At 70.2% G+C, this 26,085-nt stretch carries 19 protein-coding genes and 3 tRNA genes; 12 read left to right on the top strand and 10 right to left on the bottom strand.

Annotation, left to right across the window (positions count from 1 at the left end):
* Positions 1–27 precede the first annotated feature (27 nt).
* The 7 genes from AB0H78_RS04600 (at position 28) to AB0H78_RS04570 (ending at position 8,082) form a co-directional block, all read left to right on the top strand.
* On the top strand, positions 28–1,629 hold the full coding sequence (locus AB0H78_RS04600) for a GMC family oxidoreductase N-terminal domain-containing protein (protein ID WP_363232763.1): 1,602 nt from the start codon (positions 28–30) through the stop codon (positions 1,627–1,629).
* A 146-nt stretch (positions 1,630–1,775) separates the two neighbouring features.
* Entirely contained in the window at positions 1,776–3,782 is a 2,007-nt protein-coding gene (locus AB0H78_RS04595; protein ID WP_363232762.1) for a translation factor GTPase family protein, read from the top strand.
* Between the two features lie 152 nt (positions 3,783–3,934).
* Entirely contained in the window at positions 3,935–5,281 is a 1,347-nt protein-coding gene (locus AB0H78_RS04590; RefSeq protein ID WP_363232761.1) for a lipase family protein, read from the top strand.
* A gap of 98 nt (positions 5,282–5,379) precedes the next feature.
* Positions 5,380–5,451: transfer RNA gene (locus tag AB0H78_RS04585), tRNA-Gly, on the top strand.
* A 14-nt stretch (positions 5,452–5,465) separates the two neighbouring features.
* Positions 5,466–5,537, top strand: a tRNA-Glu gene (locus AB0H78_RS04580).
* 29 nt (positions 5,538–5,566) lie between these two features.
* A complete protein-coding gene (locus AB0H78_RS04575) occupies positions 5,567–6,916 on the top strand; it encodes an SDR family oxidoreductase (RefSeq protein ID WP_363232760.1) in 1,350 nt (449 codons plus the stop codon).
* Positions 6,913–8,082, top strand: a complete 1,170-nt coding sequence (locus AB0H78_RS04570) for a ribonuclease inhibitor (RefSeq protein WP_363232759.1) — start codon at positions 6,913–6,915, stop codon at positions 8,080–8,082. The genes AB0H78_RS04575 and AB0H78_RS04570 overlap by 4 nt, the downstream gene beginning before the upstream one ends.
* A gap of 1 nt (position 8,083) precedes the next feature.
* Here the strand turns inward: AB0H78_RS04570 and AB0H78_RS04565 are convergent, their stop codons facing one another.
* Together AB0H78_RS04565 and AB0H78_RS04560 are read right to left on the bottom strand one after the other, a co-directional pair.
* On the bottom strand, positions 8,084–9,931 hold the full coding sequence (locus AB0H78_RS04565; RefSeq protein ID WP_363232758.1) for an ATP-binding protein: 1,848 nt from the start codon (positions 9,929–9,931) through the stop codon (positions 8,084–8,086).
* Positions 9,928–11,331, bottom strand: coding sequence for a hypothetical protein (locus tag AB0H78_RS04560; RefSeq protein ID WP_363232757.1), 1,404 nt, complete (start codon positions 11,329–11,331; stop codon positions 9,928–9,930). Before AB0H78_RS04560 ends, AB0H78_RS04565 begins: the two co-directional genes overlap by 4 nt.
* 96 nt (positions 11,332–11,427) lie before the next feature.
* Between AB0H78_RS04560 and AB0H78_RS04555 the strand changes: the two genes are divergently transcribed.
* A tRNA-Trp gene (locus AB0H78_RS04555) sits at positions 11,428–11,503 on the top strand.
* 3 nt (positions 11,504–11,506) lie between these two features.
* On the opposite strand, the gene AB0H78_RS04550 is transcribed toward AB0H78_RS04555, so the two are convergent.
* Positions 11,507–12,334: a hypothetical protein gene (locus AB0H78_RS04550; RefSeq protein WP_363232756.1), complete on the bottom strand. Its 828-nt coding sequence runs from the start codon at positions 12,332–12,334 to the stop codon at positions 11,507–11,509.
* Between the two features lie 82 nt (positions 12,335–12,416).
* Here AB0H78_RS04550 and AB0H78_RS04545 point away from each other — a divergent pair, with 82 nt between their 5' ends.
* Positions 12,417–15,779: a hypothetical protein gene (locus AB0H78_RS04545; RefSeq protein ID WP_363232755.1), complete on the top strand. Its 3,363-nt coding sequence runs from the start codon at positions 12,417–12,419 to the stop codon at positions 15,777–15,779.
* 24 nt (positions 15,780–15,803) lie between these two features.
* Here the strand turns inward: AB0H78_RS04545 and AB0H78_RS04540 are convergent, their stop codons facing one another.
* The 5 genes from AB0H78_RS04540 to AB0H78_RS04520 all read right to left on the bottom strand — a co-directional run bounded on the left by AB0H78_RS04540 (position 15,804) and on the right by AB0H78_RS04520 (position 21,186).
* Positions 15,804–16,778: an acyl-ACP desaturase gene (locus AB0H78_RS04540; RefSeq protein ID WP_363232754.1), complete on the bottom strand. Its 975-nt coding sequence runs from the start codon at positions 16,776–16,778 to the stop codon at positions 15,804–15,806.
* A gap of 117 nt (positions 16,779–16,895) precedes the next feature.
* Entirely contained in the window at positions 16,896–17,672 is a 777-nt protein-coding gene (gene ddaH / locus AB0H78_RS04535) for a dimethylargininase (RefSeq protein WP_363232753.1), read from the bottom strand.
* Positions 17,673–17,788: 116 nt separating this feature from the next.
* Positions 17,789–20,053, bottom strand: coding sequence for an excinuclease ABC subunit UvrA (locus AB0H78_RS04530; RefSeq protein WP_363232752.1), 2,265 nt, complete (start codon positions 20,051–20,053; stop codon positions 17,789–17,791).
* A gap of 65 nt (positions 20,054–20,118) precedes the next feature.
* A complete protein-coding gene (locus AB0H78_RS04525; protein ID WP_363232751.1) occupies positions 20,119–20,307 on the bottom strand; it encodes a hypothetical protein in 189 nt (62 codons plus the stop codon).
* Between the two features lie 27 nt (positions 20,308–20,334).
* Complete coding sequence (locus AB0H78_RS04520; RefSeq protein WP_363232750.1) at positions 20,335–21,186, bottom strand: helix-turn-helix transcriptional regulator; 852 nt, start codon at positions 21,184–21,186, stop codon at positions 20,335–20,337.
* Positions 21,187–21,356: 170 nt separating this feature from the next.
* Between AB0H78_RS04520 and AB0H78_RS04515 the strand changes: the two genes are divergently transcribed.
* A complete protein-coding gene (locus AB0H78_RS04515) occupies positions 21,357–21,818 on the top strand; it encodes an ATP-binding protein (RefSeq protein ID WP_363232749.1) in 462 nt (153 codons plus the stop codon).
* On the opposite strand, the gene AB0H78_RS04510 is transcribed toward AB0H78_RS04515, so the two are convergent.
* Entirely contained in the window at positions 21,804–23,429 is a 1,626-nt protein-coding gene (locus AB0H78_RS04510) for an ABC-F family ATP-binding cassette domain-containing protein (protein ID WP_363232748.1), read from the bottom strand. The two genes, AB0H78_RS04515 and AB0H78_RS04510, sit on opposite strands and share 15 nt — an antisense overlap.
* Before the next feature lie 295 nt (positions 23,430–23,724).
* Between AB0H78_RS04510 and AB0H78_RS04505 the strand changes: the two genes are divergently transcribed.
* Complete coding sequence (locus AB0H78_RS04505) at positions 23,725–24,381, top strand: GPP34 family phosphoprotein (RefSeq protein ID WP_363232747.1); 657 nt, start codon at positions 23,725–23,727, stop codon at positions 24,379–24,381.
* Here AB0H78_RS04505 and AB0H78_RS04500 read toward each other — a convergent pair.
* Entirely contained in the window at positions 24,378–24,800 is a 423-nt protein-coding gene (locus AB0H78_RS04500; protein ID WP_363232746.1) for an SsgA family sporulation/cell division regulator, read from the bottom strand. The genes AB0H78_RS04505 and AB0H78_RS04500 overlap by 4 nt on opposite strands.
* 208 nt (positions 24,801–25,008) lie before the next feature.
* Between AB0H78_RS04500 and AB0H78_RS04495 the strand changes: the two genes are divergently transcribed.
* Positions 25,009–26,085 (top strand): oxidoreductase, encoded by a 1,077-nt coding sequence (locus AB0H78_RS04495; protein WP_363233421.1) that lies wholly within the window; start codon positions 25,009–25,011, stop codon positions 26,083–26,085.

The raw sequence follows: 26,085 nt of genomic DNA, 5'->3' as shown, positions 1-26,085 counted from the left end.
CGTCATATCGAGCCCCTGGAGGCAGAGTTGAGCACCGAGGGAACCGAATACGACTACGTGATCGTGGGTGCGGGATCGGCGGGCTGCGTCCTCGCCGCGCGCCTTTCCGAGGACCCTTCGCTGCGGGTGGCACTCGTCGAGTCCGGAGGCCGGGACCGCAAGCCGGAGATCCGGATCCCCGCAGCCTTCCCGAAACTCTTCAAGACCCGCTACGACTGGGACTTCACCACCGTCAAACAGGCCGCGCTCGGCGGCCGCGAACTCTACTGGCCGCGCGGGCACATGCTCGGCGGCTCCTCGTCGATGAACGCCATGATGTGGGTGCGCGGCCACCGCGACGACTACGACGCGTGGGGGGACGCGGCCGGTGAGGAATGGTCGTACGACCGGCTCCTCCCGTACTTCCGGCGCGCCGAGCACTGGACGGGACCGCGCAGCGAGCAGTCGGTGTACGGCACGGACGGGCCTCTCGTCATCTCGCCGCCCCGCGCGCCCAACCCCGTGACCGCCGCCTTCATCGAGGCCTGCACGGCCGGCGGCCTGCCCGAACTGCCCGAGCTGAACGGCCCCGACCACAGCGGCTGCGCGATCACCCCGCTCAACCAGCGCTCCGGACGCCGCTGGAGCGCGGCGGACGGCTACCTCAAACCGGCCAGGCGCCGCCCCAACCTCGACGTCTTCACGGACGCCACCGTCCGCAGGATCACCTTCGACGAGACCGGTAACCGGGCGACCGGCATCGTCGCCGAGGGAGCTCCTGGCCGGCTCGTCGCACGCCGCGAAGTGATCCTCAGCGCGGGCGCGATCGGCTCACCCCAGCTGCTGATGCTGGCCGGGATCGGCGATGCCGGGCACCTGCGCACGGCGGGTATCGAGGTGCGCGCGGACTCCCCGGACGTGGGCCGCCACCTGCGCGACCACCTGTCCTTCGCCGCGACGGTGCACTGCCCGTCCCCGGTCACCCTCACCGGGGCCGACTCCCTCGCCAATGTCGGCCGCTTCCTGCTCGGCGGCCGTGGCCCCCTCACATCGAACATCGGCGAGGCGGTGGCCTTCATCCGCAGTACGCCCGAACTGGCCGCCCCCGACCTTGAGTTGATCTTCGCCCCGGCGCCGTTCATCAACCACGGGCTCCAGGAGCCGACGGAACACGGCATCACCATCGGGGTGGTCCTGCTCCAGCCGGAGAGCGAGGGCCGCATCACGCTCCCCGGCCCGGACGAGCACGCCACGCCCCTGATCGACCCCGGCTATCTGGAGGCGGGCGCCGATGTGCGCCGCCTGATCGCAGGTGTACGCAAAGCCGAGGAGCTCCTCGCCGACCCCGCCCTCGCCCCGTACACCGGAAGTCCCATGGGCGCCTACCCAGGAAAGGTCGACGACGCGCACCTGGCGGAGGCGATCCGCGCGGGCGCCGAGACGCTGTACCACCCGGTCGGCACCTGCCGCATGGGCGTGGACACGGGCTCGGTGACGGATCCCCGGCTGCGGGTCAGGGGAGTGGAAGGGCTCCGCGTGGTCGACGCGTCGGTGATGCCGGAGATCACCCGCGGTCACACGCACGCCCCGACCGTCGCGATAGCGGAGAAGGCCGCCGAGCTGATCCGCGAGGACACCCGTACGCCATAAATCAGTTGCCCCGCCGGACAGCGGTCCGCTGTACTTCCTGTCGACAGCGGACCGCTGTCCGCCCGACCGAGGAGTACTGATCATGCGCGGATCTTCGATGTTCATCAAGAAGGTAATTCCCACCTATCTCGAGGACACGAAGTTCTTTGCGTACATTGAATTTGGGGATTCTGGCGCACATCGACGCCGGTAAGACCAGCCTGACCGAGCGGCTCCTGCACGCCGCCGGTGTCATCGACGAGATCGGCAGCGTCGACGACGGCTCCACCCAGACCGACTCCCTGGCCCTGGAGCGGCAGCGCGGCATCACCATCAAGTCCGCCGTCGTCTCCTTCGCCGTCGACGACCTCACGGTCAATCTGATCGACACACCCGGACACCCGGACTTCATCGCCGAGGTGGAACGGGTCCTCAGCGTGCTCGACGGCGCGGTGCTCGTGGTCTCCGCCGTCGAAGGCGTGCAGGCGCAGACCCGCGTACTGATGCGGACGCTGCAGCGGCTGCGCATCCCCACGCTGATCTTCGTCAACAAGATCGACCGCTCCGGCGCGGACGCGGAGCGCACCCTGCGCGCCCTGGCCGGGAAGCTGTCCCCAACAGTGGTCCCGATGAGCGCGACCGGTGGTCTCGGCACCCGCACGCCCACCGTCACTCCGTACGGCGCGCACGACCGCCCTTTCACGGAGGCGCTGACCGACCTTCTCACCACGCGGGACGAGGAGCTTCTCGCCGCGTACGTCGAGGACGAGGCGACGGTCTCCTACGGCCGCCTCCGCGAGGCTCTTGCCGTGCAGACCCGCCGGGCCCAGGTCCACCCGGTCTTCTTCGGCTCGGCGATCACCGGCACGGGCCTGCCCGAACTGACCGCAGGCGTACGGGAACTGCTGCCCGCACCCGAAGGCGATCCGCAGGGCCCGGTGTCGGGCACCGTCTTCAAGGTCGAGCGCGGCCCCGCGGGCGAGAAGATCGCGTACGTGACGATGCGTTCCGGCACGGCCCGCATCCGCGACGTCCTGCGCTTCGGACCCGACAGCGAGGCCAAGGTCACCTCGGCGGCCGTCTTCGAACAGGGGGCCGCGGTCCGCGGCGACGCGGTTCCGGCGGGCCGGATCGGCAAACTCTGGGGTCTGGGCGACATCCGTATCGGCGACCACATCGGCGACACCCCGCAGCCGTCCGCCGAGCGTCACCACTTCGCTCCGCCGACCCTGGAGACGGTCGTCGTCCCCGCGCACACCACGGACCGGGCCGCACTCCACAGCGCTCTCACCCAGCTCGCCGAGCAGGACCCGCTGATCAACCTGCGCCATGACGAACTGCGCCAGGAGATCTCGGTCTCGCTCTACGGCGAGGTCCAAAAGGAGGTCATCGGGGCGACGCTCGCCGACGAGTACGGCCTGGAGGTGACCTTCCGTGAGTCGACCACCATCTGTATCGAACGTCTCGACGGCACCGGCGCGGAATTCGCCCTCATCGACAAGGACCCCAATCCATTTCTTGCGACGGTCGGTCTGCGGGTGGAACCCGCACCGCTGAATTCCGGCGTGGAATTCAGTCTGGAGATCGAGCTCGGTTCCATGCCCTATGCGTTCTTCAGAGCGGTCGAGGAAACCGTGAGGGAAACCCTCCAGCAGGGAATCCACGGGTGGCAGATTCCCGACTGCCGTGTCGTCATGACGCATTCCGGCTACTGGCCCCGCCAGAGCCACTCCCACGGCACCTTCGACAAGAGCATGTCGAGCACCGCGGGGGACTTCCGCAACCTGACGCCGCTCATCCTGATGGACGCGCTGCGTCAGGCCGGCACGACGGTGCACGAACCGATGCACCACTTCAGGATCGAGGTCCCGAGCGACACCTTCGGTGCCCTCCTCCTCGTCCTGGCGAAGCTGCGCGCAGTCCCGCGAGCACCGCTCGTCCAGGGTGCGGTCACCGTGTTGGAAGGGGAGATCCCGGCAGCTTCGGTGCACAGCCTGGAACAGCAGCTGCCGTCCCTGACCAGGGGCGAGGGCCTGCTGGAGAGCGCCTTCGAGCGCTACCGGCCGGTCACGGGCGCCACCCCTTCACGCCCCCGCACGGATCACAACCCGCTCAACCGCAGTGAGTACCTGCTGCAGGTGGTGCGCCGGGTAGCCGGTCGGGTGGGCGGCTGAGCGCAGGGGCACCGCCTGCATCCGCAGAGCCAAAAAGCTCTTGTTTGAACTCTGGTCAACTCGGCATACCTACTGGTAACTTGCGGCCCTGTTACCAGTAGGTAACAGGCATCTGTCATCCCCGTGATCCATGAGACGAATCCGAGGGAACCATGCACCGCATCGCCATTCGGAAGCTGGCCACCGCCGCAGTCGTCACCGCCCTGGCCGTGACCGCAGCTCCTGCGGCCACGGCTGCGGCCGCCCCTTCCGCCTCGCCGGCAGCAGCGGCGAAAGATTCGTTCTACACCTACGACGGCAGCAAGCCCCTGGCCTCGTATGCACCGGGCGACGTGCTCAAGACGAGGACGCTGCAGTACCACCTCCTCGGCATCCCGACACCGGTCACGGCGATACAGCTGCTCTATCGCACCACGGACGCCCAGGGCCGGCCGTCCGCCGGGGTGACCTCGGTCGTACGCAGCCCCAACGGCGACGGCAGCAAGGCCGTTTCGTACCAGTCGTTCTACGACTCCCTCAATGCCGAGGACTCGCCGTCCCGGGCCATCGCGGGCAACGTCTCCCTCGGCGGCCTGATCGCGAACGGCGAGTCGCTCCTCCTGGTGCCGCTGCTCCTCTCCGGCTACAACGTCGTCGTCCCGGACAGCGAGGGACAGACCGCCGACTTCGCGGCCGGGCCCGAGTACGGGACGAACACCCTCGACTCGATCCGGGCCGCGAGCCAGGCCCCGGAGACCGGTCTGAACTCCGGGACGAGAGTCGGCCTGGCCGGCTACTCCGGCGGCGCGATCGCCACCCACTGGGCGGCAGCGCTCGCCCCGACCTACGCGCCGGACGTCAACAAGCGCCTGGTCGGCTTCGCCGAGGGCGGGCTGCTCGTCGACCCGGCGCACAACCTCAAGTACATCAGCGGCAGTTCCATCTGGGCGGGCGTCGCACCCATGGCGATCATCGGGGCCGCCCGTGCGTACGACATCGACTTCACGCCCTATCTGAACAGCTACGGCGTCGAGGTCTTCAAGAAGCTCCAGTACGGGTCGATCGTCAACGCCCTGGGGCAGTACCCGGGCCTGACCTGGAAGAAGATGGTCAAGCCGCAGTACGCCAGCCCGAACTCGGTGCCGCCCTTCATCGAGGCCGTGAACAAGCTCAACCTCGGCTCGGCCGCCACCCCCAGCATCCCCGGCTACATCGCGCAGGGCGGCGGGGGCGTCTTCGAGGGGACCCTCAGCAACCTCCCGGGCGTCGGCAGGGGAGACGGGGTCATGGTCGCGGGGGATGTGCGCGCGCTGGCCAGGCAGTACTGCGACAAGGGCAACACGTCGATCAAGTACCAGCAGTACGACCTGCTCAGCCATGTCGGCACCGCCGTGCCGTGGGCCCCGGTAGCCCTGGACTGGCTCAACGACCGGTTCGCCGGCAAGAAGGCCCCGTCCGACTGCGGCCGCATCCCCGCGGGCAACTCCCTCGCGCCGGAAGTGACGACCCCGGCCTCCTGAAACGCCGCGCGCCCCGGGGTCCATGAACTCCGGGGCGCGCGGTCAGGTGGGTGGGTGATGACGGCTCCGGGCCGGGTGGTTAGGATCCGGGGGCACATCCGGACGTAGCGCAGAGGCAGTCGCGCCCTCTGGCCAAGAGGATCACGCCGGTTCGAATCCGGTCGTTCGGGTGTCGCGCCTGTCGGGTCCTGTAGAGCAGAGGCAGACTCGCCGCCTTCTCAGGGCGGATACGCCGGTTCGAATCCGGCCGGGACCACAGTTGGGGAACGCACGGGGCGGGAAGAGATGGGCGAGAACGACAGCGGGGGATTCACGGGGGAGGACCTGGCGGCCTTCGACCGGATGGTCGGCCGGCTGAGATCTCTGCCCGTGGACGATCCGACCAGGCTGCGCGCAGAACAGGTGGCCGCGTCCTTCGCCCGTGACGGCCGGCTGCGCCGCCGCAAGGCGCGAAGCACCGTCCGCCATGCGGCCGACGCGGCCGTCATGGCGTCGACCGCGACCGGTGCTTCGGAGCGCCGCGAGGACACCCCGCTGCTTGCGGCGGGGACCGGAGGCGTCTTCGGCACACCCCGGCCCTGTTACGTCTGCAAGCGCACCTACCGCCAGGCCGACGCCTTCTACCACCGGCTCTGTCCCGACTGCGCCGCGGACAACCGCACCCGGCGCACACTCGGCACCGACCTCACCGGGCGGCGGGCACTGCTCACCGGCGGCCGGGTGAAGATCGGATTCCAGCTCGCGCTGATGATGCTGCGCGACGGGGCCGAACTCCTGGTGACCTCCCGCTTCCCGCACGACACCGTGCGGCGGTTCGCCGCCGAGACCGGGAGCGGGCAGTGGCTGGAGCGGCTGACGGTGCTTGCCGTCGACCTGAGGGACCCACGGCAGGTCCTTGGCCTGTGCGAGGAACTCCGGCAGGAAGGCCGGCCGCTCGACATCCTGGTGAACAACGCGGCGCAGACGGTACGGCGACCCCCCGAGTCCTATGCGCTCCTGGCCGCGGGCGAGCGTCCGCAGCTTCCCGAAGGGGTCCGGCGGGCACCGGGGTTCCGGCCGGTGGGCGAGCCGGGCGAGCGCACGAGCCGGTCCGCGCTCGAACTCGTACTGAGCGAGACGGTCGACGAGGCGGGCCTGCTTCCCGACCTGGCCCCCGTGAACTCCTGGTCGGCGCGGCTCGGCGAGCTCGATCCTGCGGAGGTGCTGGAGACCCAGCTCGTGAACGCGCTGGCCCCCGCCCTCCTCTGCGACCGACTGCTGCCGCTGCTCCTGGCGTCCCCTCGGCCGGCGAAGTACATCGTCAATGTGACGGCGGTCGAGGGCCGGTTCGCCGTACGCAACAAGATGGCCGGTCACCCGCACACCAACATGGCCAAGGCGGCCCTGAACATGCTCACCCGCACGAGCGCCGCCGAGCTCGCCGGCCAGGGTGTCCATATGTGCGCCGTCGACACCGGCTGGATCACGGACGAGAACCCGGCGCCGAAGAAGGGCCGGATGGCAGGGGCCGGATTCCGTACCCCGCTCGACATCGTCGACGGTGCCGCACGGATCTACGACCCCATCGTGCGGGGCGAAGCCGGCGCACCCGTCTCCGGGGTCTTCCTCAAGGACTATCAGGAGGCCGCGTGGTGAACGACGCCCCTTTCGCCGGGGTTCCCCCGGTGTCGCCCCGCCCCCTGACCGATCTTGCACCGCTGCTCGACTGGCTGCGCGGCGGGAGGCCGGCCGGCGGGCGGCTCGACTTCACCGCAGGGACCGCGCTGCCCGACGGGCGCCTCGACCTGTGCAAGCAGTCACTCGGCGCGGAGGGCGCCGCGGTGATCGCGGAAGCGCTGTCCCAAGGCCCTTCACCCGTACGGCATCTGCTCCTGGGCACGGACGGTCTGGGTGACGAGGGCGCGGTCGCGGCGAGCGGTGCGGCCGGGGTGGAGACGCTCTATCTCGGGTGCAACGGAGTCACGGCCGCCGGAGCGTGCCGGATCGCCGACCAACTGCGCGCATCGCCCCAGGTCGTCACCGGACTCTGGCTCAAGCGCAATCCGCTTGGGACCGGAGGAGGCCAGGCTGCCGCGCAACTGATCGCGGCTGCGCAGTCGCTCCGCACGCTCGACCTCGTCCAGACGGGGCTGGACGCCTCCGGCCTGATGGTGCTCTGCGACGCGCTGTTGGCGGCCGCCGACACCGGCCGGCGCATCGACCGGCTGTTCCTGGGCGGCAATCCGCTGGGCGCGACCGGCGCGGTGCCGCTGGCGGAGCTCCTGGCCGCCGGAGCGGTGGGCGAACTGTACGTATCAGCAGCCCAGTTGGGAGATGCCGGGGCTCTCCTGCTCGCCGAGGCGATGGGGCGCGCGCCGTACGGCCGCCTCACCAGGCTCGCCGTCGCCAGCAACGGCATCGGTCCGCGCGCCGTCGCCCGGCTGGTCGCGTCGGCGGTGAGCAGCGGAGTGGAGCTCCTCGACCTCGGCCGGGTGCGCGCGGCAGGTGTGCTCCGCGCCGCCGACAACCAGGTGGACGCCGAAGCCGCCATGGAGATGGGCTCCGCCCTGGCGGCGGCCGAGCACCGGCTGAACCACCTTGTCCTGACCCACACCGGCATGCGCAGCCGTGAGGCACAGAAGCTCCTCGACACGGCGCCGCTCGCACGCACCGCCACGCGGTTCGTGCTCGGCCAGTCCATCGCGGCGAGCATCAAACGCCGGCTCCATGCGTGCAGCGCGCACATCCCGCCGCCCGCGGTTCCGGCGGACGTCTCGGCCGTACGCAGCGTCCACCGCGCCGCTCCCGCCGAGGACGACTGAGTCAGCGGCGCATGGCGGTGAAGACATCCGTCCAGAAGCGCTGCTGCTGCTCGGACGCCGCCACCAGATAGGTGGCGCGGAGTTTCGGCGGAAGCAGTGCCACCAGCCGTGCCACCGCCTTGCGATGCTTCTTCAACTGCGACAACTCGGCGTTGGCGATGATCTGATGGACCAGATCACTGTCATTGCCGCCCTCCGGCGAGATCTCCGCCGCCGTGCGCAGCCGCGCCTCCCACTGGTCGATCCGGAGCGCCAGTTCGCGCAGCCCGGTCACCGGTTTCCCCGCGAACCTGGCGATCAGTGCCGTCAGGGGCACGGGCGCGTATTCGCCGTCACCGAGATAGACCGTCGCCATTTCCAGCGGCAGCCCGCGTCGGTGCAGTTTGATGAGGCGTTCCACGGTGCGCTTGGTGATCCATGCCCGGCCGTCGTCGTCGATGTCGTGCTTCCACCACTCCAGTACGGTCTCCGCGTCGGGGCCGTACCGGTCGAGCAGCCATTCATTGGCCGGTATGTCCTCGGTCTCCACGGTCAGCGAAGCCGTGAACCGGCTTGCCTGGGCGATGTTGTTGCGTGTCACCAGGAGCTTTCGGCCCAGATGGTACGGAGGGTTCTGGATGGCGATCTGCGCCCGCAGGTTCTCGATGCGCCGCCCGGCGAGCGACCACTCCTGCGTGATCTCCATGAGTTTGGCGAACGCGGCCTTGTCCTTGGGGCGGTTGTACTCGTCCCAGACGACTGCTTTGGGATCCGGACCGGTGAACGCCTTCGCGAGCAGGTTCTCCAGGGTTCCGTCGGCGGTCGGCACCGGGGCGCACAGGTCCTCGACATTCGTCACCGGCAGGGAGAAATAGAGCGGCTCGCGCCCGAGCCGAGCGCGCACCGTCTCCTTGACGAGCTCGGTCTTGCCGCACCCCGGCGGGCCCTGCAGCAGCACGGTCCACCGGTTGCGCAGAGCTGCCTCGACCAGTCTCCGCACAGGGTCGGGGATGCTCGCCGGGTTCGACACCCCGAGCGCGTCGGCAATGCGGCCAAGGATTTCCGCGGTGCGGTTCGTTCCCGGGGTGCCGTCGTCGCCCGCCTCCGTCAATCGCAGCCGCTCGCCGCCGACCAGGGGCAGCCCCCACCGCAACGGAAAGGATTCCCGCGCATTGGCGAGGATGTGATCCAGGGTGCGGGGCGAGAGGAGCGCGCGCAGTGCGGGGGACAGGGACGCCCAGAGGGAGAAGACACCGCTGAGGTCCCAGTCCCGGTACTTGGCCGCGAGGTGCAGCCGCCAGGCGGTGTCGTTCGCGGTGACCCTGAGCGTGACCATGCGGTCGAGCAGGGCGAGGTCGCTACGCCGCGCCGACGTCTCGGCGAGCGATTCGTTGTCGGTGAGGAAGACGCCGATACAGCCCAGGGCGCGCAGGTCGTGCTCGCCCAGGGTCCAGTTGCAGGCGATCTGCATCAGCTGGGACTGGATCGTGTCGCCGGCCTGCAAGGAGTCGTCGATCAGCAGAACAAAGGGGGTGCCGGGACTGAGCTGGCTCATCACCAGTTGGCGCAGGACCAGTTCGCCCGTGCGCGGATCGCGGACCGGCGCGTTGACCAGCAGGTCATCCGGGGTGAGATTCGCGGCGGGCACGTACACGAGGGTGGCGTCCGGGTGGGCCCTGGCCACGTGGGAGAAGAACGTCGCTGTCTTGCCTATGCCGTGCTCGCCGAAGATCTGGCCGGTCTGACCCATCTCGATCATGGCGTCGATGAACGTCTCCAGATGGAGGGCATCCGTCCGGACGGCCGGTGGCGGGCTCGGATAGGTGGCGCTGGGGCTCCAGTTGGGCGTACGGCCCGTGGTGGTGGTCATCGTGATCCTGTGGTGACGCGATGACAGTCCATCGCAGGTGAATGGGTTTCGGGCCAGTCGTCGCCGCCTTCGGTGATCAGCCAGATCCACCGGTCGGGGTCGGCGGGCGTGATGTGCGGTGCGTATCCGTCGGTCAGCACCACCACCGCGTCAGGACGTTCCTCGAAGCGGCTTCCCTTCACTTCGGAGCGGCCTTCCACATAGTCGGCGACCGCCTGGAAACTCGTTCCGCCGCCGCCGAACACACGCTCGCCCGGCGCGAACGGCATGACCACGCCGTCGAAGGAGAGCCAGTGGGCCTCCACCCCTTCGATCGACCCGACGAGGTCGGTGAGCCAGTGGACGACGTGCTCCGGCATGGAACCGGAGGTGTCGTACGCGATGACCAGGACCTTGTCCCGCACCGGTCCGCTCCTCGTCAGCATCGGGTCCTGACCGAGCGCGGCGAGCAGCGCTCCGCGCTTCTTCGGATAGACCAGTCGTTCGCCCGCGCGCAGTTTGGAGCCGAGCACATCCACCAGCCAGCGCTGCCACCAGTCGACCCTGCCGGTGCGAGCGGTCTCACCGCGCAGCACCCCCGCGCCCAGCCGTCCCCATACTTTCGCGGACTGTGCCGAGGCACCTTCGGTGCGGCCCATCAGGTCCAGCAGCTCCCCCTCGGCGCCACCGTGGCCGCGCCGCGCCGCCAGCAGGGTGTTGAGCAGTACTGACGACACCACCGAGTCCACGGTGTCCTGGTCGGCGGGCAGCCACCCGGGCACGAGGTGGACACAGAGACGCGGCGCGGGGACCGGAGGATGCCTCATGCGTTTCAACTCGCCGTACACCGACTGGTCGGTGAGCGTGAACTCGTCATAGCCGACCGGCTCCAGGCCGTGCGCCAGCAGATCACTGGTGTAGTGCGCGTGGACCTCCCGAGGGTCGACCCCGGTGGGCCGCCCGTCCAGGTGCGGCAGACCGGCCCGACCGAGCCGTACCAGTGCCACATGGTTGATCGAAACTTCCGCGGCGAGTTCGAAGACCGGGTCCGCGAGCAGCTCGGGCTCCACGAAGAGATGCCGGTGCACCAGATGGCGGGCCTCGTGGAAGAGCACGAACTTCACGCCGTCCAGGCCGATCCCCACGAAGAAGTCGGGGTTGTAGAGCAGCAGGCACGAGCCGTCGCCGGATGCGACCACTGCCGCCGTGGGCACCGCTGTGGTGGGAATCTGGTGGTGGCACTTGGCGAACAGCCAGGACGCCACCGCGGATTCGGTGAGCCCGAAGTCGAGCAGAGCGGCCTCCTTGAGCCGACGTGCCTCCGCGACCGTGGCCGGATCCGCCGGACGGTGGCGCTCGACTGCCACGCGGTCCGCAAGATCCACCACAGGACGATGTACGCGTCGCCCCCCGAAAGCCATGCTCCCCGCCCCCGCCCCGTGCGTGTTGCTCCTCTGGATCACATTGGTACCAGGCGCCGCTGACACCAGGCCAAGGGAATACGATCGGCGTCAAGGGCGGGGCCGTAGCGCAGAGGAAGTCGCACCGGACTCCAGATCCGGATCACGCTGGTTCGAATCCAGCCGCCCCGCCCCCTCAGGCGACGGCGCTCGCGGTCGCCAACAGCTCCGGCGCGGTCCCGTGGTACGTCTCGATCAGCTGGGCCAGTACGGCCCATGCCTCCGGGCGGTCGCCGAGATGTTCCCGTACGAGGGGCCGCAGCGCGTCGGCCGCCTCCGCGGCGCGGTGGGGGAACAGACTCCGGCCCAGGTAGAGGACCTCCAGCACATGCGCTGCGGGCGTCCATTCCAGCGCGTACTCCGCGGGAGTCTCGGCGATGCCCGCCTGCGCCAGCCGGTGCGCGAACTTGGGATGCGAACCGAACTGGGCGCGCAGCGTCCCGGGGCAGTCCGGCCGTATGGAAAGCGCCCATCGTGCGTAGCCGGGCAGCGGTCCCTGCCGGTCGGCCTCTACGACGTCCTGCCAGGCGGCACGCCCGACGACCAGCGAAGCGGCCGCCCTGCCCTCTCCCATGGAGCGGACGCCGCGCAGCGCACCGATGGGATCGAGGTGGGCGACTCCGGCCGGAACAGGGGGCTCCTGGACGTCGGCCAGGCGTGGCGAGAGCGGTATGGAACCGGTCCGCCCGGGGCCGTGTGCCATGCCCCGCAGAATCGCCCGACGCATGGCGTCGTCGACCGACGGATGGTGCCACACGCGGGCGTTGAGCTCCGGATCGTCTTCTTCGAGGACCCACTGCAGCACGGAGGATGACATCCCGGTCCGTGCCCAGCGCGCGGACAGGGGTGCGGACGACGGCTCCTGATACCCGATCCGCCGCTCCGCCCGCTCGGCGTCGTCGGCTTCGGCCAGACCGAGCAGAAAGCCGATCGCCGCCGCTGCTGTGATGCTGTTGAGATGCATGCGGGCATGATGCCGGATGCCGCGTGCGGGCCCGCCAGCAATTCGCTGGGGCACAGCGCGCTCCGGCAGGCAGAATCACACCATGACCGGCACCCCGCAGTCCCAGGCCGATGCATTGCTGCACGCGCTCGACCCTCTGCCCTACCCGCGACGGATGCGCGAACTCGTGGCATATGTGCGGCAGTTGGGTGTGCGGGAACTGCGCCCCCTGCTCGCCGTGCTGGATGGGCGCGGTCCGTACGAGCGCCATCTCGCGGCCGTCGCCGCGGCCGCGGGACAGGACATCGGCTGGATCGCGGAGCACATCGCCGACCCTGACCCGGCGGTGCGCGGTACTGCTCTGCGGGTGGCGGAGAGCCTCGGAGTGACCGATGAGGCCTTCGAATCCGCGCTCGACGACGCGCCCGAGGAAACGCGCAGGCTGCTGCTCGCGGTGATCGCGAGCGGCCGTCGCACCGCTCTGGCCGACCGACTTGTCGTGCGGGTGCGCGACGAGTGGGGCGACGCGGAGGCCGCGCGGCTGCTCGCAGGGTGTTCGCCGGAGGTCGTCGCACGGCTGCTGCCTTCGCTCTTTCATTCCGTACGAGGGTGGAAGGCCATCGGCAAGCGTCATCCGCAGGTGCTGCTCGATGTCGCGGAGCAGGAAGTCGCCGCGCTTCCCGTGGCGATGCGAGACGCGTGGTGGCGGCGCTATGCGGGGGCTGTTGCGGCAAGCGTGCGGGCGGAGCCGGAGCGTGTCCTCGACCTGATCGAACGATGCGGTCCCGAAGCGCTCCCGTATCAACTCCAAGGCCACTTGGCCGCGTTCGCCGCCGCGGACCCGGGACGGGTGCTGCGGATGCTCCTGGCGAAACCCGGGTACTTCACGCGATGGGGTGCTGCGGTCGGAGGGTCCGTGCTGGTCAGGCTCGTTCGGTCGGGGGCCGACGAGGTCGTCGCGTACGGACGTGAGGCGGCCGGCAGCGGAGGGCTCGCCGAGCTGGTGTCCGCGCTGCCGCCCTCCGAGCGGCTCGCCTTCTACCGGACCGCCACAGCCGGACGCGGAGCAGGACACGGCGCCGTGGACGAACCACTCCTTCGGGCGCTGCCCCGCAGCGCTGTCACCGAGGTGGCGCGGAGCATGGCCGAGGCCGCCCGGGACCGCGGCGCGGACTGGGACTTGGTGCTGCTCGCCGAGTCCTTCCTGCCCGTCGCCGAGGTACGCGAACGCCTCGTCGCGGCCACCCGGCGATCGGCCGCCGACGACCGTGCGCAGGCCTGGCCGCTGCTCGTGCGCAATGCGGCGCGCTCGGGCGACCCGACGGCCGTGACCTCCGTACTCGAAGAGATGGCACGCCTGCGCAACGAGCAGGACCCGGTGCGTTCCGCCGCTCTGGACGCATTGACCGCCACCCGCCCGGCGCTCCTCACCGCCGATGCCGAGCCCCACCTCGACCGGATCACCGTCGATGCCGTCGAGGCACGCGACTCGTCCTCCGTGACCCGGCAGCATCTGAGTCGGCTCGCCCTGTCCGTACTGCGCGAGCATGCGGCAGGCGGGCAGCGCGAGTTGGTCAACTGGGCGCTGAGGACCCTGGTGCGGATCTCCGGGAACACGGGCGGCGCGGATCTCGGCCGGCTCGACCGGACGCTGCGGCGCGGCCAGGAACACCAGGTGTTCGAGGCGCTGCGCCCCTGGATCGAGGCCGGCGCAGAGAAGGCCGACTACAGCCTCGCTTTCGCGCTCACCCGGGCCGTCGGACGACGCGCCGCAGCCATGACCGAACTGCAGGAACTCCTCTGGCAGGCCGTTCGATACGGCAACGACGCCACCGCGCGCACCGCGCTGGAACTCTGGCTCGAACCGCACGCGAGCCGGGGCGAGCGGGTGGCCCGAGTGCTGGCGCTGGAGCCCTCGGCGGGAGTGCTGCCCTGCGTCTATGAGGTGCTCACGGTGAACCGCACCGATCTGCTCGACGGCGTGCTGACCGACCCCGCGCCGTACGGCCGCTTCCTCACCAAAGGCACCGTCTGGACAGCGCCGGTCGGCCCGTACGTCCGGCTCTGGACACCCCGTCAACAGCAGGCCGCCGCACGCCAGTTGGCGAAGACCGCCGCCGACGCGGGGCTGCCCCTGTACCAGCGGACCGCGGCAATCGGTCAAGGCGCGCTGCTCCCCGCTGTCGGCACGGACTTCGTCCGCCGCTGGACCGGATCCTCCGACGTGGTCCTCGCGGAGGCCGCGCTCGCCGCGCTCGCGCGCACCGACCGTCCCGGGGACGCGCTGCCGGAGTTGCTGTCCCACACCGGCACCGACCGGGCGCGTGCGGCCGTGTACGCGGCGACACGCGTGTCCCGCCGGGTGGCGCCGGACCGGCTGGCCGGCCTGTTGCACGAGGTGCTGCTCTCCACGTCCGCCAAGGTGACCAGCCGCAAGGAGGCCGTCCGCCTGGCAGCGGTACGGCTTCCGGTCGCCCGGGCCGCGGACCTGATCACGGAGGCGTACGCACAGCCGGACGCGCACCGTGATGTGCGGGCCGCCTGTGTCGCTTTTGCGCGTGGGCTGCTGGACGACGCCCGGGTCCGGGCCATGCTGCGCGACGCGGCAGGCGGTCCGCCCGCCCTGTGCAGCGCAGTCCTGCGCGTGGAGCCGCTGGAGCTTCCGGCCTCGCACCGGGAGCGCTACGCGCGGCTGGTCGCCGATGTCTGCGCCACCGACGACGAGCCCACCGCGTCCGCCGCCTTCCGCGCTCTGGCGCAGTGGGCTCCGTGGTCGCCCGACGCACCGGACGTCCTCGCGACCGCCGCGACGGACCTGGACAACCGCGCCACCTGGACAGCGGCCGCCCTGGGCCTGGTCGTCGCCGCAGCAGCGACTCCGGAGAGCGCCCGCGGACTGTGCCGGGCGCTGACCGTCCTGGCGGAATCGGCTCCGGGAGCGGATGCGGAGGAGCTGCGAGACCGCCCGGCCCGACAGCGCATCGACTACCTGGCCGACCGGCTCGCGGCCCCGTCCCGGACGGGCGGCGACACGGCGTCGCCCGCCGCCCTGGAGGCTGCGGGGGTCCTGGCCACGTACGACGAGTACGTACCGCAGAGCGTCGGAATCCTGGTGGCCCGATGCGACCTGGACGGAGGCGTGCAGAGCCTGCAGAGCTCTCTCGACCGGCTCGCCGAGGCGACGGAGGACCGTCCCGCTCTTGCCGCGCGGACCGCCGGCTCGCTCGCCTTGCGTCTCGACCGCAGGGAAGACCGGGGCGACGCCGACGCACTGGCGGCGGTCGCCCGCGTGCTGGCCGGACACGGCAGCCACGCACGGGGACTGCTGGCCGCCGCCCTCGTTTCGGCGGGCGGATCGCGGAGCGACTGGGCTGCTCCCTGGCGCGAGCAGCTCAGAGCCCTGCGCCGCCACCCGGTGGCCGACGTCCGCGAAGCGGCGCTGGCCCAGGTGACGGCGCGGGAGTGAGTGCGGCCGGGGAGGCTAGGAAGGCTAGGAAGCGGCGCGCGCGGCCATCCGTGCCTTGCGGGCCGCGAGCTTCTCGTCGAACTTGCTCGCCTCGGCGTCGAGGCCGTTCATGTACAGGCCCAGCTCTTCCTGCGCCTTGAGGCCCTCGGGGCCGAGACCGTCGATCGAGAGGATCTTGAGGTAGCGCAGGATCGGCGAGATGACGTCGTCGTGGTGGATCCGCATGTTGTAGATCTCGCCGATGGCCATCTGTGCGGCGGCCCGCTCGAAGCCGGGCATCCCGGTGCCGGGCATCTGGAAGTCGAGTACGACGTCCCGCACGGCCTGCATCATCAGATCGGGCGCGAGCTCGAAGGCCGCGGCCATCAGGTTGCGGTAGAAGATCATGTGCAGGTTCTCGTCGGTCGCGATCCGCGCCAGCATGCGGTCGCAGACGGGGTCGCCCGAGTGGTGGCCTGTGTTGCGGTGCGAGACGCGGGTGGCCAGCTCCTGGAAGGAGACGTAGGCGACCGTGTGCAGCATCGAGTGGTTGTTGGACGACTCGTAGCCCTCGCACATGTGGGTCATACGGAAGCGCTCGAGCTCGTCCGGGTCGACGGCGCGCGAGGCCAGGAGGTAGTCGCGCATCACGATGCCGTGGCGGTTCTCCTCGGCGGTCCAGCGGTGGACCCAGGTGCCCCAGGCGCCGTCACGGCCGAAGAGGGCGGCGATCTCGTGGTGGTAACTGGGGAGGTTGTCCTCGGTGAGCAGGTTCACCACGAGGGCGATCTTGCCGACGCTGCTGACCTTGGACTGCTCGGGCTCCCAGGCGACCCCGTCCTCGAAGAAACCGGGGAAGTTGCGGCCGTCGCCCCACGGGACGTACTGGTGGGGCATCCAGTCCTTGGTGACCTTGAGATGGCGGTTGAGTTCCTTCTCCACCACCTCCTCCAGCGCAAACAGCAGCCGGGCGTCGCTCCACGCTTCCGAACTGCCGAGGTGGGGAGAGGTGATCGTCACGGGGGCTCCTGGGGGGACGGGAGTAGTACCTACGGGTTCGTAGGTTACGTATCCGTAGGTTAAGGGGGCGGTAAGCCCCAGCCAACCCCCACTTTTGAAATGTCCGCCTACGTTCTGTTATGTGTACAGCTCGCGCAGCCGGACGGAAAGGCAGGTCACGCAGCCCTCGAGCTTCTCGTACTCGCTGATGTCCACCGGAACGGTCTCATACCCAAGATCGGCGAAGAGCTCGGCCGACTTCGGCGCACTCGCCGCCATCAACAGCTTTCCCCCGCCGAGGAGCACCACATGCGCCCCGGCCTCTTCGGGCACGGGCAGGAAGCGCGGGAAGACCGAAGGGGTGTCCACCAGCGGTTCGTACCCGATGACGGTCCCGTCGGGGAGCGCGGTCACCGCCGACTTCAGGTGCAGGACCTTGGCGATCGGTACGGCCACGACCCGCGCGCCGAGCGGCTCGAAGACCGCGCGCAGCTGATGGATCCCGGCGGCGTTGGTACGGCCCCCGCGTCCTACGTAGAGGGTGTCCCCGATTTTCAGTACGTCGCCGCCGTCCAGCGTGCCCGGCTCCCACACCCAGTTCAGCGAGCAGCCGAGCACACCGAGCGCCTGCTCGACCGCGGTCGTCTCCTCGCGGCGGGACTCCGCCCCCGAGCGTGCGATCAGCGCGACGTTGCGGAACATCACCACGGTGTCCTCGACGAAGACCCCGTCCGGGCAGTCCTCGGCCGGGTCCGCCTCCACCGTCTCCCAGCCGTGCGTGCGCAGGGCTTCCGCGTACCGCCCCCACTGCTCCAGAGCCAGCGCGTAATCGACGGGCGTGCGCTCGATATGGGTGACCAGGCCCTCGGTCAGGCGCGGGCTGGGGCGGCGGATCAGGGCTTTTCTGCTGGACACCGAGGGTTCTCCAGGTCACTGGGGCGCGCGGGGCGCAGGGCGCGGGCGCCCATCATCACCTGCCGCCCCCACTCAGCGGAATACCCCCTTTGCCCCAGGCGCCCCACCGGTCCCGGTCAGTCCCGGCCCAGATTCCGGCGCAGATACTCCGCCGTGAACGACTTCCGGTGATCGAGGAGCTCCTCCGGTGTCCCCTCGAAGACCAGCTCACCGCCGTTCTTGCCGCCGTCGGGACCGAGGTCGACGATCCAGTCGGCCCGCTTGACCACATCCATGTTGTGCTCGACGCAGATGACCGTGTTGCCCGCGTCGACCAGCCGGTCGAGCAGTGCGACCAGGGTGTCCACGTCCGCCATGTGCAGCCCGGTGGTCGGCTCGTCCAGGACGTACACGCTGCCCGTCCGGTGCAGCTGGGTCGCCAGCTTGATGCGCTGCCGCTCGCCCCCGGAGAGCGAGCTGAGCGGCTGCCCCAGGGTGAGATACGTGAGCCCGACCTCGTTCAGGGTCCGCAGTCTGCGCAGCAGCGACGGCTCGTCGGCGAAGAACTCCAGCGCCTGGGCGGCCGTCATGTCCAGTACGTCCACGATGGACCTGCCCGCGACCCGATGAGCGAGCACCGCGTCGTCGAAACGCCGCCCCTCGCACGCCTGGCAGGTGGTCGTCACCGGGTCCATGAACGCCAGATCGGTGCAGATCTGCCCGCGCCCCGAGCACAGGGCGCACGCACCCTGCGAGTTGAAGCTGAAGAGACCCGGATCGACGCCGTTCTCCTGGGCGAAGCGCTTGCGGACGGTGTCCATGATGCCGAGGTACGTCGCCGGGGTGGACCGCGACGACGTGCCGATAGCGCCCTGGTCGATCACCACCGCTTCCGGATACGCGGCCGTGAACACCTGGGAGACCAGGGTGGACTTGCCCGATCCGGCGACGCCGGTGACCGCGGTCAGGACGCCCGCCGGGAACCGTACGTCCACGCCCTTGAGATTGTGCAGGTCGGCCCCGGTCACCGGCAGCCACCCCGTGGGGGCGCGGAAGGTCTCCTTCGGCGGCGTACGGCGGCGCAGACAGCGGCCGGTCAGGGTGTCGGCGTCACGCAGCGCGCCGGCCGGACCCTCGTACACGACGCTTCCGCCCTCGGCACCCGCCTTCGGGCCCATGTCGACGATGTGGTCGGCGATCGCCATCACATCCGGATCGTGCTCGACCACGAGGACCGTGTTGCCCCGGTCGCGCAGCCTCAGCAGCAGATCGTTGAGCCGGCCGACGTCGCGCGGGTGCAGTCCCACCGTCGGTTCGTCGAAGATGAAAGTCAGCCCGGTCAGTGAACTGCCCAGGTGGCGCACCATCTTGAGCCGCTGGCCCTCGCCCCCGGAGAGCGTCGTCGTCTCCCGGTCGAGCGAGAGATAGCCGAGCCCGATGCCGATCAGCCGCTCCAGGCGTTCGCGCGCTGCACCGGCGATCGGCGACGCGACCGGGTCGTCGATCCGATCGAGGACCTCCACCAGGTCGGCGATCTCCATGCGCCCGTAGTCGGCGATCGACAGGCCGTCGACCCGGGTGGCCAGCGCGGCCTCGTTGAGCCGTGCGCCGTGGCAGCTCCCGCAGACGCCTTCGACGGTGAACCGCTCCGTCTCCGCCCGCCGCCGCTCGGACAGCGCTCCGACGTCGCGCTTCAGATACAGCCGGGAGAAGCGGTCGACCAGACCCTCGAACGAGACCGGCAGAGTCTGCGACTTGATCTCGATGCCGACCTTGAAGCCGCTGCCGTACAGCAGTGTCCGCCGCTCCTCCTGGCTGTACGCGCCGAGCGGCTTGTCGTTGTCGAAGAGCCCGGAGTTTGCGTACAGCCGCCACTGCCAGTTGCCGACCGCGAGGCCGGGCAGCCGCAGCGCGCCCCCGTTGAGCGACTTCGTCCAGTCGACCGCCCTGGAGAGGTCGAGCTGTACGGTCCTGCCGACCCCGTCGCAGCGCGGGCACATCCCGCTCGGGTCGTTGAAGGAGTACGCGGTCGCGGGCCCGGCGCCCGGGGTGCCGTACCGGGAGAAGAGCACCCGGATGACGGACCAGATGTCCGTCATCGTGCCCACCGTCGAGCGCACGTTGCCGCCGATCGGCTTCTGGTCGACGACGATCGCCACCGAGAGGTCGTCGATCCCGTCGACGTGCGGCCGCTCGTACTTCGGCAGCCTGTTTCTGATGTACGAGCCGAAGGTCTCGTTGAGCTGGCGCTGCGACTCGACCGCGATCGTGTCGAAGACCACCGAGGACTTCCCGGAGCCCGACACCCCGGTGAAGACGGTGATCCGCCCTTTGGGGAGGGTGAGGGAGACATCCCGGAGATTGTTCTCGCGGGCGCCCGTGATCACGATGTTCGCTGTCATGAGATCGACGCTAACGGGGATACCGGACACCTTCTGTCCGGTTTTACGGGCGATCTCGGCGCCGCTCAGAGCAGGTGGTCGGCGGCCCCCGCCTTCACCGCGGCGATCAGGGCGCGCAGTGCCTCCACCGAGTCGGCCACGTACGCACCGCTCTCCGTCGTGCCGATGTACGCCTTGCCCGCGCCGTCGACGCCGAAGCGGAAGCAGTTCGCCCCCTCGCTGCAGAAGGCGTCGTCCCAGCTGATGTCGGTCATGGTGAGTCCCTCCGAGGATGGCATGGATCACAGTTCCTGGGCGATGGCGGAGATGAAGTCGCGCGATGCGCCTTCGGGCAGCGAAAGTCCGCGCAGCCGCTCCAACAGGCCCCGGTAGCGGCGCAGTTGCATGTCGGCGTCGAGCAGCATCGACCCGTGCGAGGAGTCGAGTTGTACGGTGTCGAGCTGGGGCACCGCCGCGGCGACATAGGTGAACGACTGTCCCGCGCCGGGGAATCCGCCCGCGGTGAAGGGGATCACCCGCACCGTGATGGTGGGCCGTTGCGCCTGTTCCAGGATGAACTCCAGCTGCGCACGCGCCACTTTGGGGCCGCCGAACTGCATGCGCAGTGCCGCCTCGTGGATCACCGCTTCGTAACTCGGCGGCTCGTCGCGGTCCAGCACCGCCTGGCGGCTCAGGCGCAGTGCGACGCGCGCGGCCAGGTCGGGTCCTGGCAGCGGTGGATCCGCCGTGTCGAATACGGCCCGGGCGTGATCCACGGTCTGCAGGAGGCCGGGGATGTGGGTGGTGACCGCGGTGTGCAACCCGGCCGCGTGGTGCTCGAGTTCGGCGATGTCGAGGAGCCCGGGCGGCAGCAGTCCGCGGTGCTCCTCCCACCAGCCCCGGTCCCGCTCCTGGGCCGTCGCGGCGAGCAGGTCGACCAGTGCGGTGTCGGGGCAGCCGTAGTTGAAGGCGAGCGTGCGGACGCGTTCGGCGCTTATGCCGAAGCGGCCCGACTCGATGTTGGGGATACGGGTGCGGTCGACGCCCAGCAGGGCGGCGGCCTGCTGGGCCGACATGCCCGACTGTTCGCGCAGCTTGCGCAGTTCGTTCCCGAGGCGCTGCTGTCGTGCGGTCGGGGTGCTCCGGGGCGGCACTGCGTCCCCCTTCTCGGCCGGTGGGTGGCCGGTCGAATGGCCGGAATGACACAAGTAGTAGCACTGTGCTCCGGTCGTGCGCTACGGTCGGTAGCGCAAGTCTCACACGGGGCGACCGTTGCCCGGGTGTGAGAGCCCCCACACGCACGAGAAGCTGGAGCCGCACGAACATGGGCGTCCTGCGTTGTCTCCCGGCCGTCACCCCGGCTGGTCCCCCTGTCCCGCCGGCCAGGGACAACCTCAGCTACTCCATAGCCCTCCCGGGCGGCGCCTACTGTGCGCGGCTGGCCCGCGGTGCGATGCGCACCCTGCTCACCCAGCACGGACTCACCGAACTCGCCGAGACCGCGGCCCTGGCCGCATCCGAACTGGTCGCGGGCGCCTACCGCTTCACCCCGGACCGCGAGATGATGCTGCGCGTCCGCTGGCACTTCGACGCCCTGCGGATCGTGCTCTACGACCAGCACCCCGCCCACCCCACCCCGCAGGACGCCGAGAAATGCCGCGACCGCCGCAGCCGCAGCATGTGGCTGCTGGCCGCGGCGGTCGACGAGCACGGCGGGGACTGGGGGCTGACCCCCTCGCTCACCGCGGACGGCGGCACCAAGTCCTGGGCCTTACTCCACCGTTGAGACCGTGGAGAGCTCCGTCGTCTCCTTGCTCAGATCGATCCACCGGGTGATCCCGATGGACTGAAGGAACGGCAGGTCGTGGCTGGCCACGATGAGCGCCCCTTCGTACGACTGCAGCGCCGCCGTCAGCTGGCGCACACTCGCCAGATCCAGGTTGTTGGTCGGCTCGTCGAGCATCAGCAACTGCGGTGCGGGGTCCGCGAGAAGCAGCGCGGCCAGCGCGGCACGGAAGCGCTCACCGCCCGAGAGCGTCCCGGCCGGCTGATGCGCCCGTTCTCCCCTGAAGAGGAAGCGGGCGAGCCGCGACCTGATCAACTGGTGCGGTGCGCCCGGTGCGTTGAGCGCCACGTTGTCCACGACGCTCAGGCTGTCGTCGAGCACATCGAGCCGCTGCGGAAGGAACCGCATCGGGACGTGGACCTTCACCTCGCCCGCCACCGGCTCCAGGGCTCCCGCGATCGTCCGCAGCAGGGTCGTCTTGCCCGACCCGTTGCGCCCGACGAGCGCGATCCGCTCGGGGCCGTGCACGGTGAGCTCGCCGTCCAGGCCGTTCCCGTAAGGGAGTCGGAGATCGCGCAGGGTCAGTACGCTCCGTCCCGGATGCACCTTGGTGTGCGGCAGTTCGACGCGGATCTCGTCGTCCTCCCGTACGGCCAGCTCCGCCTCGTCCAGCCGTTTGCGGGCGTCGTCGAGCCGGTCCTCGTGCAGGCCCTTCATGCGGCCCGCCGTCTCCTGGGCCGATCTGCGCATGGCGTCGGTCAGCGCCTTTCCATGGCTGCCGCTCGCCGCGAGCTTGCGCCCCGAACGGTCGCGCCTGGCCTGGCGTGTCTGCGATTCGGCCACCTCGCGCTTCTGTCGCCGTACGTCGGACTCGGCGGCCCGCACCATGCGCTCGGCGGCCTCCTGCTCGATCGCGACGGCCTCCTCGTACTGCGAGAACGTCCCGCCGAACCAGCGGACCTCGCCGTCCCGCAGGTCGGCGATCTGGTCGACGCGCTCCAGGAGTTCACGGTCGTGGCTGACCACGATCATCACCCCGGACCAGGACTCGACCGCCGCGTACAGCCGCTGCCTGGCCTGCAGGTCGAGATTGTTGGTGGGCTCGTCGAGGAGCAGCACCTCGGGGCGGCGCAACAGCAGCGCGGCCAGCCGCAGCAGCACCGACTCGCCGCCCGACACCTCGCCGATGGTCCGGTCGAGCCCGATGGAGCCGAGCCCGAGCTGGCCGAGGACGGCGAGTGCCCGCTCCTCGACATCCCAGTCGTCGCCGACCGCGGTGAAGTGCTCCTCGCGCACATCACCGGACTCGATGGCATGCAGTGCGGCACGCGTGGCGTCGATGCCCAGCGCCTGGTCCACGCGCAGAGCGGTGTCGAGCACCAGGTTCTGCGGAAGGTAGCCGATCTCCCCGGAGATCTTCACGCTCCCCGACGAGGGTGTGAGTTCACCGGCGATCAGCTTCAACAGGGTTGATTTCCCTGAGCCGTTGACGCCGATGAGGCCCGTCCTACCGGGGCCGACGGCCAGCTGGAAGCCGTCGAAGACGGGGGAGCCGTCCGGCCAGGAGAAGGAGAGCGCGGCGCACGAGACATGGGTGGTGGGGAAAGACATACGGTCTCCGGTTGCTGAAAGCGATCAGGGGGCAACAGGGGGAGACACCGACAGGGCAACACAAAGCCCCTGGTCCGGAGGACGGCTCGACTACCGAGGTCACACGCGGTGCGCGCAGGATTCATCACTGCACGACACGGTGTCTCAAGACCTCAGTAACGCAACGTCCACTCCGATCGACGACAACAGGGGCATTACAAAATGTACGCCCCGGCCCGTGGGGGATGCAACCGCTTTGCCTGGGCACGATGCTGGGGGAGCCGACAGCCGTGAAGAACGACCGAGGAGGTCTGCCGTGTCCGAGGACCCGCTCTCCCTCGCAGCGCAGCTCTATCTCCTCGCCTGGGACGCCGACAAGCGAGAACTCACCGGCACCGACTGTCCCGACTGCCTGGTCCGGGCGGGCGCACTCACCGAGCTCGTCCAGCGCGGACTGCTCGTCGATGCCGAAGGGGCGGCCAAACCCGTCGACGACGCCCTCGCGGGTGACGTGGCGCTCGACGGTCTTCTGGAGCTGATCGGCGAATCGCGGCCGCGCAGCTGGCAGACCTGGGTGGGTCATCGCAGCAAGATCACGCTGGATGCCGTACGCACCCAGCTGGTCGACTCAGGCCATCTGCGCGCCGTGACCAGCAGGCGGCTGGGGCTCTTTCCGTCCACGTCGTACGAACTCCAGCAGCCGCAGCTCGTCGAGGAGCTCCGCAAGGAAGCGCGGTACCTCCTGCTCGGCACGGAGCCGGCCGACGACATCTCCGACCGCGCCGCCGCGCTGGTGGCGCTGGCCGCCGCGGGGGAACTGCGCACCTTCGCCTCGGGCCGGGAGCGCGGTCAGTACAGAACGCGGATCGATGAACTCACCGAACGCAGCGGTGCGACCGCACCCGAGCTGAAGAAGGTGATCGGAGAGGTGCGCACCGCGATGACCGTCGCGATCACCGCGGAAGAGAGCTAGTAGGCGTCGCCCAGGAGCTGCGACACGTCCTGGTCGAGGTCGAGATGCTGACGCTCGCATCCGCCGGGGACCAGTGTCTCGGTCCGGCCGAGGAAACGGCGCAGTTCGCTGGTGCGCAGGTGCACCATCGCGATGCCCTCGCGGGCGTGGAACTCCAGCACCGTGCGGTCGTCGCCGTAGGGGCGTATCCGTACGTCGCCGAGACCGGCCGGTGCCGCGATGCCCGCTTCGAGCAGCTCGCGCGAGAAGGTCCAGGCGACCGCGGCGCCCGCCAGGGTGGCGGACGCGGGAAAGGCCATCTGTACGGCGAAGGGGTCTTTGCGTTCGTAGCGCAGCGTGGCCGGAACCAGCTCCATTTTGGGGGCGGATGCGATCATCCGGGCCCGTACCGCTTGTTCGACGACGGTGTCCGCAGGCATCAGTCCTGTTCCCTCCTCATGGCTCGCTACGCGGGGGCGGCAGTGGGGAAGACGTCGGAACGGCCCCATCCGTGCACCGGAACGAGGGGTGAGGTGCGTCACTCTCCGCCCTCCGAGGCGCTCTGGACGGGCACCGGCAGGTCGGCTAGCTTCCAGCGCCATGAGGGGTATGGGGAAGACGAGACGAATGAGCCGGACGCTACGGATGATGTCGCTGGGCGCGGGCGGAGCGGCGCTCGTCGCGGCCCTGGCGGCGCCCGCGCACGCGGTCACTCCTGCCGAAGCCGGGCGGACAGCGGCAGGGCACCTGCCCGGCTGGCAGCTCAAGGACACCGGGACCGCCGCACGCTTTCGCGGCCTGTCGGCGGTGAGCCGCAGCACGGCGTGGGTCGCCGGATCCCAGGGCACGGTGCTGCGCACCACCGACGGAGGCCGGAGCTGGAAGGACGTCTCGCCGCCGGGGGCGGCCGCTGAGGCGCTGGAGTTCAGGGACGTCGAGGCCTTCGACGGGCGGCGCGCGGTGGTCCTGGCGATCGGCGAGGGCGAGGCGTCGCGGGTCCTGCGTACGGAGGACGGCGGGGCGACCTGGACCGAGTCCTTCCGCAACACCGACGCCAAGGCCTTCTACGACTGCATCACCTTCTTCGACGCCCGGCACGGTCTCGCGATGAGCGACCCGGTGGACGGCAAGTACCGCATCCTGTCGACGTCGGACGGCGGCCGGAAGTGGAGGGTGCTGCCCAGCGCCGGCATGCCGGCAGCGCTGCCGGGCGAGGCGGGATTCGCCGCGAGCGGCCAGTGCCTGGTGAGTTCGGGAGCCAACGACGTCTGGCTGGCCACCGGCGGCGGTGCGACCGGCCGCGTCCTGCACTCCTCGGACCGGGGCCTCAACTGGACGGCCGCCGAGTCGACCGTCCCGGCCGGCGACCCGGCCCGCGGTGTCTTCGGGCTCGCCTTCCGCGACCGTCACCACGGGCTCGCGGTCGGCGGCGACTACCGCGCGGACCAGCCGTCCCCGCAGGCCGCTGCGGTGACCGGCGACGGAGGCAGGAGTTGGCGGCAGTCCACGACCCCGCCTCCCGCCTACCGCTCGGGCGTCGCCTGGCTGCCGCACAGCCGTCTCGCCGCGCTCGCCGTGGGCCCGACCGGCACCGATCTCACGGTGGACGGCGGCCGCACCTGGCGCACCGTCGACACGGGTTCGTACGACACGGTCGACTGCACGGCCGACTTCGGCTGCTGGGCGTCGGGGGAGAAGGGGCGGGTGGCCAGACTGGAGCCCTAG

The sequence above is a fragment of the Streptomyces sp. NPDC050738 genome, from assembly GCF_040654175.1.
GTDB lineage: Bacteria > Actinomycetota > Actinomycetes > Streptomycetales > Streptomycetaceae > Streptomyces.
The sequence above is the reverse complement of the archived record's forward strand: the minus strand, read 5'-3'. Positions and strand labels throughout refer to the sequence as shown.